This window comes from Streptomyces sp. NPDC042201 (genome assembly GCF_055582185.1).
On the sequence record NZ_JBVJDS010000011.1, the window covers coordinates 62,652 to 76,740 of the forward strand.

Consider the following 14,089-nt stretch of genomic DNA (forward strand, 5'->3'; position numbering starts at 1 on the left):
AAGGCCGCATGAATGATCTCGCACCAGCCGACTTCCGGGCCCTGACACAGGCCTTGAAGTACTGCGTGCTGCTCCACGACGCGAGGACGTACGACATCCTCTGGGCGAACCAGTCGGCCTGCGACCTGCTGGAGTGGACCGTCGACGAACTGAAGCCGCTCAAGGCCCCCGACATGAGCAAGAACGCCCGCCAGTACAGCCGGGAACTCGGTCACCGCTGGCTCGGGCAGGCGGTCGAGGACGGTGTCAGCGCCACAGAGTGGTGCTACCGCTCCAAGAGCGGCGAGGAGATCCTGACCGAGGCCGTCGCGATCCGCGTGGACCTGCCGTCACGCCCCGTCGTGATGGTCCAGTTCCGCGACATCGCCGAGGAGAAGGCCGTCCGCCGCGATCTGTTCCGCACCGAGGGGCGACTGCGTACCTTCCTCGGCAATCTGGCCGAGGGCATCGTCGTCCTCGACGACGGCGGCGGTGTGGTCTTCGCGAGCGAGTCCGCCGCCAAGCTGCTCGGCGTCGGCGTACTGGCCCTGCACGGTGCCCACTTCGCGGACTACTGCCGCGACGGCGCCGTCCCCGAGCGCGAGGGCCGCTACCGCCTCGGCGCACCCGGCGGCGAAGCCCGCTGGTACGCGGCCACCTGCCAGCACATCGACATCGAGAACGATCTGCGCGGCCGGCTCGTGCTCTTCTACGACATCACCGACCGGGTGCGCGCCGAGGAGGAACACCGCCGGGACACCCAGCACCTCAACCACCTCGCCCGCTACAACGCCATGGGCGACATGGCGATGGCGATCGCGCACGAGGTGAGCCAGCCGCTCGCCGCCGCGTACAACTTCGTGGAGGGAGCCCGCGGGCGGCTCGCCGCCGGCGACGAGTCCGTCGCCTGGGGACTGGACAACGCCGTACGTCAGATCGAGCGGGCCCGGCGGATCCTGGGCAGTCTGCGGCAGTACGTGGGCCGCCTGGAACAGTCCGAGCAGCTGACCGACCTCAACACGATCGTCGAGGACTGCGCCTACTTCATCGACGTCAGGGCTCAACAGCACGCCGTGGACGTCGAGTTCGACCTCACCGACGAGCCTCTCCCGGTGCGCTGCGAGAACGTCCTCATCGGGCAGGTCGTCATGAACCTAGCCTTCAATGCCATTGAGGAGATGGCCAGTTGGTCGCCGGGGGAGCGCAAGGTCGAACTCACCACGCGGCGGACGGCGGACGGAAACGCCGAACTCGCCGTCCGTGACCACGGCCGGGGCCTGCCGGTCGACCTTCCCGGCGACCGGATCTTCGACGGCGTCTTCACCTCGAAGGAGAACGGCAGCGGCATCGGCCTGGCCCTGAGCCACCGCATCATCACCCGTCACGGCGGCCGCATCCACGCGGCCGGGAACCAGTCGCAGGGAGCGGTCTTCCGCTTCGCTCTCCCCCTCGTGCCGGCCCAGGCCCACTCGAAGGAAGCACATGCCTGATCAGGACATCCACGTGACCGCGCTGCGGGCCGAGCACCACAGGGAGCCGCTCGGGATCGGAGAGCCCCGCCCCCGGCTGACCTGGCAGACCGTCACCACCCGAGCGGGCTGGACCCAGTCGGCGTACGAGATCCGGCTCACGGACGGTGAGCGGGAGCTGCACACGGCCCGTCGTCTGTCCGCGGACTCGGTCCTGGTGCCCTGGCCCGGCGACCCCCTGGGCTCGCGGCAACAAATCGGCGTGTCCGTACGGGTATGGGGGCCGAAAGGCGCGGGTCCGAGCCCGTGGTCCGCGCCGCTGACCGTCGAGGCCGGGCTGCTCGAACCGGTTGACTGGCAGGCCCGCTTCGTGTCCCCGGCCTGGCCCGAGGCCACCGACCGGCAGGTCCCGCCACCCGTCCTGCGCGGAGCCTTCCGGCTGCGCGCGCCCGTGGCCTCCGCCCGCCTCTACGCCACCAGCCACGGCCTGTACGAGGCCGACATCAACGGCGTACGCGTCGGCGACCACGTCCTGGCCCCCGGCTGGACCCACTACACCGAGCGGCTGCGCCACCAGACGTACGACATCACCGAAGCGCTGCACCTGGGGAGCAACACGGTTGAGGTGCTGCTGGCCGACGGCTGGTTCCGCGGCCGGATCGGCTTCGGCGGCGGACGCCGCAACATCTACGGAGACCGGCTGGCCGCCCTCGTCCAGATCGAGGTGCGCTACACCGACGACACCACCGAAACCTTCGGCAGCGACTCGGGATGGCAGGCCGCGCACGGCCCGATCCTCACCTCCGGGATCTACGAGGGCGAGGAGTACGACGCACGCCGCGTACCCGCCGAGTGGAGCCCGGTCGAGGTGTTGTCGTACGGCCTGGCGCCGCTGGTCGCCCCGGACGGCCCGCCCGTACGCCGTACCGAAACGCTGGCTCCCGTCACCGTCCTCACCTCACCGTCCGGCCGTACGATCCTCGACTTCGGTCAGAACCTCGTCGGCCGCCTCCGTATCCGGGTCACCGGCGAGGCCGGACGCACCGTAACCCTGCGCCATGCCGAAGTGCTGGAGGACGGCGAACTCGCCGTGCGCCCGCTGCGCGAGGCCCGCGCCACGGACACGTACACCCTGCGGGGTGAGGCGGGCGGCGAGTCGTGGGAGCCACGCTTCACCTTCCACGGCTTCCGCTATGCCGAAGTCACCGGGTGGCCGGGAGACATCGGCGACGGCGACATCCAGGCCGTCGTCCTGCACACCGACATGCGCCGCACCGGCTGGTTCAGCTGTTCCGACCCGCTGCTCAACCGCCTGCACGAGAACGTGGTGTGGGGCATGCGCGGCAACTTCGTCGACATCCCCACCGACTGCCCGCAGCGCGACGAGCGGCTCGGCTGGACCGGCGACGTGCAGATCTTCGCCCCCACTGCGACCTTCTTGTACGACTGCTCCGGCCTGCTGCGCTCCTGGCTGACCGACCTCGCCGCCCAGCAGTACCCGGACGGCCGGGTTCCGATGTACGTGCCCTTCTTCCCCGACCGCTTCCCCGAACTGCGCGCCGCCGCCTGGGGCGACGCGGCGGTCGTCGTGCCCTGGGTGATGTACGAGCGCTACGGCGACCTCGGCATCCTCGCCGCCCAGTACGACAGCATGAAGGCCTGGGTCGACGGCATCACTGCCGTGGCCGGTGACCGGCACCTGTGGAACACCGACCGTCAGCTCGGCGACTGGCTCGACCCCACCGCCCCGCCGGACCGCCCCGGCGACGCCCGCACCGACAGACAACTGGTCGCCACCGCCTACTACGCCCACTCGGCCTCGCTGCTCGGCCGCACCGCCCAACTCCTCGGCCGGGACGACGATCACGCCCATTACACGAAGCTGGCCGCAGAGGTACGGGCCGCCTTCCGCGACGAGTGCGTCACCCCCGACGGCCTCCTGACGAATGACGCCCAGACCGCGTACGCCCTCGCCCTGCACTTCGGCCTTCTCGCCGACGCCCATCGAGCCCAGGCGGGCCGCCGCCTCGCCGAACTCGTCCGCGAGGGCGGCTTCCATATCGGCACCGGCTTCATCGGCACGCCGCTGATCTGCGACGCGCTGTGCGACGCGGGGGAGTACGACACGGCGTACCAACTACTGCTCACGAAGACCTGCCCGTCGTGGCTCTACCCGGTCACCATGGGGGCGACCACCGTCTGGGAACGCTGGGACAGCATGCTGCCGGACGGTACGGTCAACCCCGGCGAAATGACCTCCTTCAACCACTATGCCCTCGGCGCCGTCGCCGACTGGCTGCACCGCACCGTCGCCGGGCTCGCCCCCGCGGCCCCTGGCTACCGCCGCATGCTGGTCCGCCCCCGCCCCGGTGGCGGACTCACCCACGCCTCCGCCACACACGACACCCCGTACGGCCGCGCCGCCGTGTCCTGGTCTCGCATCGACGGTGTGCTGCGCGTCACGGTCACGGTCCCGCCCGGCACCACCGCGCTGATCGACCTGCCGGGCATGGCGGAGTGGCCCGAAGTCGGCTCCGGCGAACACCGCTTCCTTACGGAGATGCCATGAACACCCGCTACCAGCACGCGGTCCTGATCGACGGAACCGGAGCCGCGCCAGTACCGGACGCGGTCCTCGTCGTGGACGATGCCGGTCTCATCGTCTACGCGGGACCGGCGGCCACCGCGCCCCCGACACCGACGGCGGTGACGGTGAATCTGCGCGGACGCACCCTGCTCCCCGGCTTCTTCGACTGTCATACGCACCTGTGCATGACCCCGGGGCGCGGGCTCACCGCGGGCCTGACCGTCGACCCGACCGTGGAGACGTTCGAGATTGCGGAGCGGCTGCGCACAACCCTGCACGCGGGTGTCACGTCGCTGCGTGACCTCGGTGGTCTGCCCGCCGGTTATCGCAGCGCCGTCGATCGCGGCCTCGTCGAGGGCCCCCGGCTTCAGGTCGCCGTCAAGGTCATCGGCCACACCGGTGGCCACGCCGACTGCTCGCTGCCCAGCGGTGTGAATGCCGCCCCGCATCTGACCGAGCTCGCCGACACCCCCGACCAGGTACGGATCGCGGCCCGACGCATGCTGCGCGACGGCGCAGACGTCATCAAGGTCTGCGCCACCGGCGGCATGGGCAGCCCGCACGACGACCCCGACGACGAGGGGCTGACCCCGGACGAACTGAAGGCCGTCGTCGACGAGGCCCGACGGCATCGCGGGAAAACGGTCGCCGCACACGCCCAGGGCACCGCGGGCATCCGCAACGCCCTCCAGGCCGGTGTCACCAGCATCGAGCACGGCTACGGAATGACCGACGAGCTGTGCGATCTGGCCCTGGAGCGGGGAGCCGTCCTCGTCCCCACCCTCGCCACGGTCTTCGCCCCGCTCGACGAGGCGGCCATGCCCGATTACCACTTCCGCAAGAAGAGCCGCTGGGCCGGCATTACCAAGGAGAACATCGCGAACGCCATCGCCCGTGGTGTCCCGATCGCTCTCGGCACGGACGCCGGCGTCGTCGTGCACGGCCGAAACTTGAGCGAGTTGTCGTATCTGGTGGAACTCGGCATGGACCCGCTGGCCGCGATCACCGCAGGCACGCTTACCGCGGCCCGGCTCCTCGGGGTCGACGACCGACTGGGCTCCCTGGAGGCGGGGAAGACCGCGGACTTCGTGGTTGTCGGCCAAGACCCCTTGCGCGACATCGGCAGCCTTGGCCGACCGGAGAATGTCGTACTGGTCGCCCAGGCGGGAGCGCTGCGCAAGAACCTCCTTTGAGCGAGGCAGGGTTGGCGAGGGCCTCGACGTCGGACAGACCTGAGTCCCTTGTGTCCGCCAAGGTGGGCGTGGCACCCCGCCGCGAGGTGCCATGGGATCCGTGTTCAGCTGCTGCCGATGGTGCTCTACGGCGCAGGGCGATGAAGCCGCCCGCGATGGCGAGGACGCCGGTGGCAGCTGCGGCGGCGATGCCGCCCGTGCCGGTGGCGGCGAGGTCGTCGCCCCGACCGCCCTGCGGCTGGGTTCCGCTGGAGGCGTCGGAAGTAGGCGTCGCGGCGCCGGTGTCGGAGGAGGACGCCGTGTCGGGCGTACTCGCGGACGGTGTCGGTGTGGTGGCGGAGACGATCGCCTTGTCCCGGGTGAAGGCCAGGGTGCCGAAGCCGAGGTGGTCGAGGCCACCGCCGGCGCAGGATCGCCGGCCACGGATCACTCATCACCACCCAGAGCTACCTGCACCCGGACGTCCACAAGATCAAAGCCGCAGGCGCGGCGCTCACCGCACACCTGAGCGCACTGCGGGCTCCGCTCCCTGCCAACTCCCGTTGTCATCACCCGCTGACACCGGGCAAGGAACCCTGGTCCCCACCTGGTCCCCAAAAAAGATCAAGGGCCGGTTTCGGATGTCTCCGAAACCGGCCCTGACCTGCGACTGTCTCCAGTCGGGACGACAGGATTTGAACCTGCGACCCCTTGACCCCCAGTCAAGTGCGCTACCAAGCTGCGCCACGTCCCGGTGCCCGGCCTCACCGGCGGGATTCCCCCGGTTGGCCACGCAAGAGAACATTACCTCACTCCGTGCAGCCGGGAGACAGCCCCTGTCCGGGCGACAATCGACGTATGAAGGAGAACCGGCGGGACCGTGACAGCGAGGGGCGGGCGCGGAACGCGCGGCCGCGGGATGGGCTGGGGCGGCCGTTGCCGTACGGGGCGCAGGGGGTGGAGCGGCAGCCGGAGGGGGTGGTGCGTACGCCTGAGGAAAGCGTCAGGGAGGCGCAGCGCCTGTTGGACGAGGGGAAGCCCTTCCACGCGCACGAGGTGTTCGAGGACGCGTGGAAATCGGGCCCCGACGCGGAGCGGGCACTGTGGCGGGGGCTGGCTCAGCTCGCGGTGGGGCTGACGCATGCCGCCCGGGGCAATACGGCGGGCGGGGCACGGCTGCTGCTGCGCGGCGCGGGCGGGATCGCCGCGTACCCCGCCCCGCACGGCATCGATGTCGACGGGCTGACCGCCTGGGCCCGGGAGCTGGCGGGGCGGCTGGACGGCCCGGTGGACGCGGCCGACGAGGCCCCACGGCTGACCTGACGCGGCTGATGTCACGCGGGTGACGTCACGCGGGTGGCGTCACACGCCGGCCGCCGTTCAGTCGGTGAGCAGGATGACTTCGAGGGTGCGCGGGCCGTGCACGCCTTCCACCCGGTCGAGTTCGATGTCGCTGGTCGCGGACGGTCCCGAGATCCAGGTCAGGGGGCGGGTGGGGTCGAGGCGGGGCATGGCCTGGGGTACGGATCCGACGACCTGGTCCGGGACGCGTACGACGCAGATGTGGTGGTCGGGGACGAGCGTGATGCGTCGGCGTCCCTGGTCGGGGCCGGCGTCGAGGACAAGGGTGCCGGTCTCGGCGATGGCAAGGGCGCAGCCGGTGACGACACTGTCGACCGCGTCGAGTTCCTGGGCGGTGCCCTCGGGGTCGTCGTGGACCTGGGTGATGCCGGTCCCGATCGCGGAGAGCCAGGACGGCGGGAGCAGCGGCGGTACGAGGACGGCCCGCGCCCCGCGCCCGGCCAGCAGGCCGGCGATGAGCGAGGGGAGCTCCTCGGCGTCCGACCGGTGGACGATGGCGCGATAGTCGGCGAGGTTCTCGGCGAGCAGCTCGATGACGCGGTCGTCCGAGGTGTGGGTGGTCAGATAGTCGCGGCGTGCCTCCGGGGCGTCGGGGGCATCGGCGACGGCGCCCCGGATCCGGGCGAGGATCCGCTCCCGCGAATCCGAACCGGTGCTCATGTCCCGTTGTCCTTCCGGTCGTTCGCGCGCTCGCTCCCGCGGACGGCGCTCTTGCTGTCGTTCTTGCTCTCGTTCTTACGGTTCTTCTTCCACCAGTCACGGAACGACTCGGGTGGCAGTTCCGGCAGATCACGCGTGTCGGTCCAGGCCCCGGCGCCCGGGAGCCGGGACGGATGCAGTCTCCGGGTCCTGGACGCGGCCCGCTCCCCCGCGGCCATCACGCGCGGATGGTCGAAGACCCACCCCGCCGCCTTCATCGCGGCCTTCTCCAGCCGGTGGCCCTTGCCGCCCTGGTCCGCGACCCGCTCCCGCAGGTGCACCAGGACCTCGGGGATGTCGATGGCGACCGGGCACACGTCGTAGCAGGCGCCGCACAGGGAGGAGGCATACGGCAGTGACGCGTCGATCTCGCTGCCGGTGCCGCGCAGTTGGGGGCTGAGGATCGCGCCGATCGGGCCCGGGTAGACGGAGCCGTACGCGTGCCCGCCGGCCCGTTCGTACACCGGGCAGACGTTCAGACAGGCCGAGCAGCGGATACAGCGCAGGGCCTGCCTGCCCACCTCGTCGGCCAGGGTGTCGGTGCGGCCGTTGTCCAGCAGCACCAGGTGGAAGGTCCGCGGGCCGTCGGTGTCGTGGGTGCCGGTCCACATGCTCGTGTACGGGTTCATCCGCTCGGCCGTCGACGAACGCGGCAGGGTCTGAAGGAAGACCTCCAGGTCCTGCCAGGCCGGCACGACCTTCTCGATACCGACGACGGAGATCAAGGTCTCGGGGAGGGTCAGGCACATGCGCCCGTTGCCCTCCGACTCGAAGACCACGAGCGTCCCGGTCTCCGCGACCATGAAGTTCGCCCCGGAGATGCCGACCTTCGCCCGCAGGAACTTCTCCCGCAGATGCAGCCGGGCCGCCTCGGCGAGTTCGGCGGGGGAATCGGAGAGCCCCTCCGGCGCCGCCCGTCCCCACGCGGCCATCCGGTCACGGAAGATGTCACGGATCTCGCCCCGGTTGCGATGGATCGCCGGGACGAGGATGTGCGAGGGACGGTCGTCGCCGAGCTGCACGATGAGTTCGGCCAGGTCGGTCTCGTACGCGGAGATGCCTTCGGCTTCGAGCGCCTCGTTCAGGCCGATCTCCTGGGTGGCCATCGACTTGACCTTGACGACCTCCGACTCGCCGGTGGCCTTCACCAGGCCGGCCACGATCCGGTTCGCCTCAGCGGCGTCGGCCGCCCAGTGCACCACCCCGCCGGCCGCCGTGACCGACTCCTCCAGCTGGATCAGGTACCGGTCCAGATGGCGCAGCGTGTGGTCCTTGATCTGCTTGCCCGCCTCGCGCAGCGCGGCCCAGTCGTCCAGCTCCGCCACCGCCTTGGCCCGCTTGTCGCGGATCGTGTGCGTGGCGTGCCGCAGATTCCCGCGCAGTGTCGCGTTGCCCACCGCGGCCTTCGCCGCCACCGGAAACGCCGGCATCCCCAGATACGTACCGCTCATGACCAGGGCTCCTCTTCCGTCGACGCCAGAATCTCCGCGAGATGTACCGCGCGCACCGGGGCGTCCTCACGGCTCACGATCCCGCCGATGTGCATCAGGCAGGAGTTGTCCGCGCCGCACAGCACATCGGCTCCGGTGGAGACGGCGTTGCGTACCTTGTCCTGGCCCATCGCCGCGGAAACATCGGAGTTCTTGACCGCGAAGGTGCCGCCGAAGCCGCAGCATTCCTCTGCCCCCGGCAGCTCCCGGAGCTCCAGGCCCCGCACCGCCTCCAGGAGCTTCCGCGGCCGCTCGCCCAGCCCCAGCAACCGCAGACCGTGGCATGAGGGGTGGTAGGTGACGGCATGCGGGAAGTACGCGCCGACATCCGTCACGCCCACCACATCGACCAGGAACTCCGTCAGTTCGTACGTCCGTGAGGCAAGGGACGCGGCGGCCGCGTCGCCGATCTTCGGGTAGTGGTGGCGGACCATCGCCGCGCAGGATCCGGACGGGGTGACCACATACTCGTACCCTTCGAAGGCCCGGGCCATCCGCCGTACCAGCGGCTCGGTCTCGCGGCGGTAGCCGGTGTTGAACTGCGGCTGGCCGCAGCAGCTCTGCGCATCGGGAAAGTCGACTTCGACCCCGAGCCGTTCGAGGAGCCGTACGGTCGCGATCCCGGTGGACGGATACACGGCGTCGTTGACGCAGGTGACGAAGAGGGCGGCACGCATGGGCGGAGCATATGTCGCGTGCGGCGGCGTGCGTAAGACCTTCGAAGACTCTGATGGATCATCAGATATCCGATGAATATCCGCCGCCTCTCCGCGCGAGGGCGGGATGGCCGGAGGGCATGGGGCAGACTCGGTCCGGTGAGAAAGATCTATGTCATCGGTATCGGGGCGGGCGACCCGGACCAGCTGACCGTGCAGGCGGTCAAAGCGCTCAACCATGTGGATGTCTTCTTCCTGCTCGACAAGGGCGAAGAGAAGTCCGACCTCATCGCGCTCCGGCACAAGATCCTGCGGCGGCACATCGACGGCCGCGCCTATCGGCTGGTCGAGGCCCGTGACCCCGAGCGGGACCGCGTCGCCGACAGCGCCGCCTATCCCGGAGCCGTCGACGACTGGCGGAGCCGACGGGCCGCCCTCTGCGAGCGCATGATCATCGATGAGCTGGGTGAGGGTCCTGGCGAGGACAGGACCGGGGCGTTCCTCGTCTGGGGCGATCCCGCCCTGTACGACTCCACGCTCGCCGTCCTGGAAGAGATCCTGGAGCGCGGCACGGTGCGGTTCGACCATGAGGTGATTCCCGGCATCAGCAGTGTCTCGGCGCTGGCCGCCCGGCATCGCGTCGGGCTGAACCGTGTGGGCCGGCCCGTACAGATCACCACGGGCCGGCGGCTCGCCGAGGGCTGGCCGGACGGGGTGGACGATGTCGTCGTGATGCTGGACGCGCATCAGTCGTTCTGGCACCATCTGGCGGCGGATCCCGTCATCCACTGGGGCGCCTATGTGGGTACGGAGGACGAGATCCTGGTCTCCGGGCGGCTCTCCGAGGTCGCCGGGCGGATCGAGGAGCTGCGGTCGGCGGCGCGGTCCAGGAAGGGCTGGATCATGGACACGTATCTGCTGCGGCGCGACTGAGACGTCGCGCCGCGGCCGGGGTGCCGTCGCCCGGCGTGGCGCGGCGCCCGCCCCCTCGTCGGCCGCGCCACCGGTCGTCATGTGCCGCGCCGGACGACACCTGTCACTCGCCCCTCCCCCGTCAGCCGTGCCCTCAGAACCGCGCCCCTTCCCCGTCAGCCCCGCCCCACGAAGTCCCAGGCGCCGTGCTCCGCCCGGTACACCACGAAGCCCGGCTCGGTGCGCAGATAGCCGGCTCCGGCCGGTGCCGTGACGTCTTCCCGGCGCTCCGCCGGTACGTGGATCTCCGCCGTCGCCCCGACCGGCACCCGGACCGTGAGCCGCAGATCCTCGCCGATCTTCGACCACGCCACCGCCGCCGTGCCGCGCACCGTGCGGATCGAGGTACGGGCCCAGCTCACCCCGGTCCGTCCGTCGGGCCGGACCGTGAAGGTGCGGTAGCCCGCGTCGCCCGGCCGCAGTCCCGCGACGTTCTCGTACAGCCACTGGACGACCGTGCCCTGGAAGTAGTGGTCGCGCGAGCGCGAGTCGAGCGGCCACATCTCCCACATGGTGTCCGCGCCGTTGTCGAACCAGTAGCCCCAGCTCGGATACGTACGCTGGGTGGCGATGGCGTGCGCGACCTCCGGGCGGCCGTGCGCGCACAGGACGCGCAGCAGCACGCTCGTGCCGAGCGCCCCGGTGTTGAGATGGTTGCCGCGCGCCGCGATGTCCGCGACGAGGCTGTCGAGCACCGAGGCGCGAGCGCCGCTCGGCACCAGGCCGAAGGCCAGCGGAAGGGCGTTGGAGGTCTGCCGGTACCCCGGATCCTTTGCTGTGCGGTAGTGCCCGGAGGCGTCGAGGAATGCGGCGTTGAACGCCTCCTTCAGCCCGTTCGCCGCCGCCCGGTAGCGCTCCGCGACCTCGCCGTGGCCGAGCAGATCGCCCAGCTCGGCCGTCTGCGTCAGCGCGCGGTGCAGATACGCGGTCGCCGTCAGCCGGGTGTCCTCGGGCGGGTTGCCGCCGTAGCCGGGCGGCAGGTAGTCACCGAGCGCGGTGACCGCGAGACCGTCCACCACCCGGTCGAGTTCCCAGTCGAGATAGCGGGTCACCGTCGGCCAGTGCTCGCGCGCCACCCGGTCGTCGCCGTAGATCCGGTACATCTCGCGTACCAGGAACGGATATACGGTCGTCCACTCGGGGGAAGGCCCGAGATCGCCGTAGCCCCAGCCGCCACTGGGCACGATCACCGGCAGCTGGCCGTCGGCGTTCTGACTGTCCGCCAGATCGCCGAGCCATTTCGCCAGGAAGCGGTGGACCCCGAAGGCGTACTCCATGATCGGCGCTCCGAGCTGCGCGTCGCCCGTCCAGCCGTTCTTCTCGTACATGGGGGTGTCGGTCGGGATGCCGTGCAGATTGTTGAGCAGGGTGCGGCGCATCGCCCGGTCGAGCTGCTCGTAGAACGGCTCCGAGCAGCCGAAGCTGCTGACCTCCGCCACCTTGGTGTGCACCACCCGGCCCCGCACATCCTCGGGGCGCGGCCGGGACGGGAGCCCGCTGACCTGGACATATCGGAAGCCCTTGTACGAGAACGACGGCTCCCACACCTCGGCGCCCGCGCCACCGGCGCAGATGTACTCGTCGCGCTGGAACCGTCCCGGCACATGACCGGTCTCCGCGTGGACGCTGCCGTCCTCCTTGAGCTTCTCGCCGTGGACGAGCTGAACGACGGTACCGGCAGGGGCGGTTACCGTCAGCCGGGTCCACCCCGCGGTCGTACGGCCCATGTCGACGACGTACACGCCGGGGCGCAGCTCGGTGATCGCCGTCGGGGTGAGGGTCTCGATGACCTCGATGGGGTCGTGCGGCTGCGCGCGGAGGGCGCCCTTGGGGGCCGTCCTGGGCGTGGGGTGACGCCAGGCACTGTCGTCGAAGCCGGGCAGGGTCCAGCCCGTGGGGGCTCGCCGGGCGTCGTATGTCTCGCCCGCGTAGAGGGAGTTGGTGAGCGTCGGGCCTTCGGTGATGCGCCAGTCCGTGTTGGAGACGACGGTGGTGCGCGTGCCGTCGGGGTGCTCGGCCTCCAGCCGGCACAGCAGCCGGGGCTCGCCGTGCCACGGCGGCCGGTGCCAGTTCCAGACGTTGGGGGTCGTCATGCCGAAGAAGCCGCGGCCGAGGGTCACTCCGATCGCGTTGTTCCCGTCGCGCAGCAGCGCGGTCACGTCGTGCACGGCGTACATCACGGTCTCGTCGTAGTCGGTGAAGGCCGGGTCAAGGACCTGACTGCCGACCCGCTTCCCGTTCAACTCGGCTACGTAGTAGGCCAGTCCGCTGATGTAGAGCCGGGCGCGGCTGACCGGCTTGCGTACGGTGAACTCGCGGCGCAGCAGGGGTGCGGGCGCCTCGGGCACGGCGACCGAGACCCCGGCGCCCCACGGTCCCTGGCCGTAGGGGGCGAGGACGGTCGCCGGGGACCAGTCGCCGTCGGCGAAGTCCGGCTGTTCCCAGCCCGGTTGCTCGGTGTCCGCGCAACGCCAGAGCGCTCCGGTGACCAGCTGATGGCTCGCGCCACCGGCTGTCTCGACGAGCAGCCGTACCAGCAGGCCGCCCGGATTGACCGAGACACTGCCGCGGTTGGTGGCGAGGGCCGCGAGGACGATCCGGTCGCCGGCGGACCGTACCGCCTCGGTGACATCGGCCATCTGGCCGGTGCGCCAGCCGTCCACCTGCTCGGGCGCGTGCAGCACCTGCCGGCCGTCGAGGTGAAGGGTGAAGTCGTCGTCGGCCGTGGCGACGACCGTGGCACGCGTGATGTCCGCGCCCGCGGGGAGGTCGAGTCCGGCGCGGAACCACCGTGGCCCGGCGGGGGCGTCGCCGGTGGTCGCTCCTTCGGTCCAGATCCAGGACGCGCCGTCGAGGGCCGGCGGCTCGGCGGGCTGGTCGGCGCCTATCCACTGGGCCTGCCACTTCTCATCGCCGAGCGCGGTCTCCCACCAGCCCGCCGTGCTCCACTCCGAGGCATGTCCGTCGGCGTCCCAGACGCGGACCTGCCAGTGACAGCGGGTACGGGGCGGCAGCGCGGGGCCGGCGTAGGGAACGGCGACACTGCGGTCGGAGGTCACGCGGCCGGTGTCCCAGAGCGGTCCTCGGCCGGCCGCGAGGTCGCGCGGGTCGGTCGCGGCCCTGATCTGATAGGCGCTCTGGCGTGCGCCCCGGCCGTCGCGTTCGCCGCCACGCCCGCCACCGTCACGGCGGTCACCCTCGCCGTCGAGCTCCCAGGACAGCAGCGGGGCGGCGATGTCGGTGCCGAGGAGCTGCTCCGCGTACTCGACCGTGGCGGTCGCGATCCGCAGCCCCGCCCGGGCGCCCTTACCCACTGAGGTGCCGGCCGGGGGCGTGGCGGCGGCCGGGGAGGCGGCGGCCAGCCCGGCGATTCCGGCTCCCGCGCCCACCACGGAGGTGTGCAGGAGACCTCGGCGTGTCCAGCCCATGCCCATCGCAGCCCCTTCGATTGAAACGTTTCATGTCCGGCGTCAAGCATCGTAGGGCCGACCTCGAACGCACTACAAGAGGTGTGCACGGGCCCGGCGTTGAGGGTGCGCCACGGCGCGGCCCAGGACTGCGGCGGCGTCCGAGGCGGCTCCGCCGGACGAGCCGCCGGACGAGCCGCCAACTCGCCATCACCCCTATCGCGCAAGCGAGTTGAGCGCATTCATCCGGTATGCGCAGCGCCACCCATCCGCTCGCGTCGAAGATTTTTACTTCT

At 70.9% G+C, this 14,089-nt stretch carries 9 protein-coding genes and 1 tRNA gene; 5 read left to right on the forward strand and 5 right to left on the reverse strand.

What is annotated here, in order from left to right; all coding sequences use genetic code 11:
* Positions 1–8 precede the first annotated feature (8 nt).
* Genes ACZ6MZ_RS25395 through ACZ6MZ_RS25405 form a run of 3 tightly spaced genes read left to right on the forward strand, consistent with a single transcriptional unit; the run spans position 9 to position 5,228 of the window.
* Positions 9–1,469 (forward strand): ATP-binding protein, encoded by a 1,461-nt coding sequence (locus ACZ6MZ_RS25395; protein WP_389785646.1) that lies wholly within the window; start codon positions 9–11, stop codon positions 1,467–1,469.
* Positions 1,462–4,017 (forward strand): family 78 glycoside hydrolase catalytic domain, encoded by a 2,556-nt coding sequence (locus ACZ6MZ_RS25400; protein ID WP_469354474.1) that lies wholly within the window; start codon positions 1,462–1,464, stop codon positions 4,015–4,017. The genes ACZ6MZ_RS25395 and ACZ6MZ_RS25400 overlap by 8 nt, the downstream gene beginning before the upstream one ends.
* The gene (locus tag ACZ6MZ_RS25405; RefSeq protein WP_389785643.1) at positions 4,014–5,228 is read left to right on the forward strand and encodes a metal-dependent hydrolase family protein; all 1,215 of its coding nucleotides are present in this window, start codon (positions 4,014–4,016) and stop codon (positions 5,226–5,228) included. Before ACZ6MZ_RS25400 ends, ACZ6MZ_RS25405 begins: the two co-directional genes overlap by 4 nt.
* Positions 5,229–5,887: 659 nt before the next feature.
* Here the strand turns inward: ACZ6MZ_RS25405 and ACZ6MZ_RS25410 are convergent.
* Positions 5,888–5,961 (reverse strand) — tRNA-Pro (locus ACZ6MZ_RS25410).
* Between the two features lie 104 nt (positions 5,962–6,065).
* Here ACZ6MZ_RS25410 and ACZ6MZ_RS25415 point away from each other — a divergent pair.
* Positions 6,066–6,530, forward strand: coding sequence for a DUF309 domain-containing protein (locus ACZ6MZ_RS25415; protein ID WP_469354476.1), 465 nt, complete (start codon positions 6,066–6,068; stop codon positions 6,528–6,530).
* Between the two features lie 57 nt (positions 6,531–6,587).
* Here ACZ6MZ_RS25415 and ACZ6MZ_RS25420 read toward each other — a convergent pair whose 3' ends face one another.
* From ACZ6MZ_RS25420 to ACZ6MZ_RS25430, 3 genes are read right to left on the reverse strand one after another with little or no spacing between them, the layout of a single operon-like run.
* Entirely contained in the window at positions 6,588–7,229 is a 642-nt protein-coding gene (locus ACZ6MZ_RS25420; protein ID WP_469354478.1) for a LutC/YkgG family protein, read from the reverse strand.
* A complete protein-coding gene (locus ACZ6MZ_RS25425; protein WP_469354480.1) occupies positions 7,226–8,719 on the reverse strand; it encodes a LutB/LldF family L-lactate oxidation iron-sulfur protein in 1,494 nt (497 codons plus the stop codon). The genes ACZ6MZ_RS25420 and ACZ6MZ_RS25425 overlap by 4 nt, the downstream gene beginning before the upstream one ends.
* Positions 8,716–9,435, reverse strand: a complete 720-nt coding sequence (locus tag ACZ6MZ_RS25430; RefSeq protein ID WP_389785635.1) for a (Fe-S)-binding protein — start codon at positions 9,433–9,435, stop codon at positions 8,716–8,718. Before ACZ6MZ_RS25430 ends, ACZ6MZ_RS25425 begins: the two co-directional genes overlap by 4 nt.
* 138 nt (positions 9,436–9,573) lie before the next feature.
* Here ACZ6MZ_RS25430 and cobF point away from each other — a divergent pair, with 138 nt between their 5' ends.
* Positions 9,574–10,347, forward strand: a complete 774-nt coding sequence (cobF, locus tag ACZ6MZ_RS25435) for a precorrin-6A synthase (deacetylating) (protein ID WP_469354482.1) — start codon at positions 9,574–9,576, stop codon at positions 10,345–10,347.
* Positions 10,348–10,502: 155 nt separating this feature from the next.
* On the opposite strand, the gene ACZ6MZ_RS25440 is transcribed toward cobF, so the two are convergent.
* Positions 10,503–13,814: a family 78 glycoside hydrolase catalytic domain gene (locus tag ACZ6MZ_RS25440; protein ID WP_469354484.1), complete on the reverse strand. Its 3,312-nt coding sequence runs from the start codon at positions 13,812–13,814 to the stop codon at positions 10,503–10,505.
* Between the last annotated feature and the right edge of the window lie 275 nt (positions 13,815–14,089).

Bases quoted from the DNA above. Each gene is read 5' to 3' on its own strand.
- ACZ6MZ_RS25395 (WP_389785646.1), top strand. From the start codon at position 9: ATGAATGATCTCGCACCAGCCGACTTCCGGGCCCTGACACAGGCCTTG.
- ACZ6MZ_RS25400 (WP_469354474.1), top strand. From the start codon at position 1,462: ATGCCTGATCAGGACATCCACGTGACCGCGCTGCGGGCCGAGCACCAC.
- ACZ6MZ_RS25405 (WP_389785643.1), top strand. From the start codon at position 4,014: ATGAACACCCGCTACCAGCACGCGGTCCTGATCGACGGAACCGGAGCC.
- ACZ6MZ_RS25415 (WP_469354476.1), top strand. From the start codon at position 6,066: ATGAAGGAGAACCGGCGGGACCGTGACAGCGAGGGGCGGGCGCGGAAC.
- ACZ6MZ_RS25420 (WP_469354478.1), bottom strand. From the start codon at position 7,229: ATGAGCACCGGTTCGGATTCGCGGGAGCGGATCCTCGCCCGGATCCGG.
- ACZ6MZ_RS25425 (WP_469354480.1), bottom strand. From the start codon at position 8,719: ATGAGCGGTACGTATCTGGGGATGCCGGCGTTTCCGGTGGCGGCGAAG.
- ACZ6MZ_RS25430 (WP_389785635.1), bottom strand. From the start codon at position 9,435: ATGCGTGCCGCCCTCTTCGTCACCTGCGTCAACGACGCCGTGTATCCG.
- ACZ6MZ_RS25440 (WP_469354484.1), bottom strand. From the start codon at position 13,814: ATGGGCTGGACACGCCGAGGTCTCCTGCACACCTCCGTGGTGGGCGCG.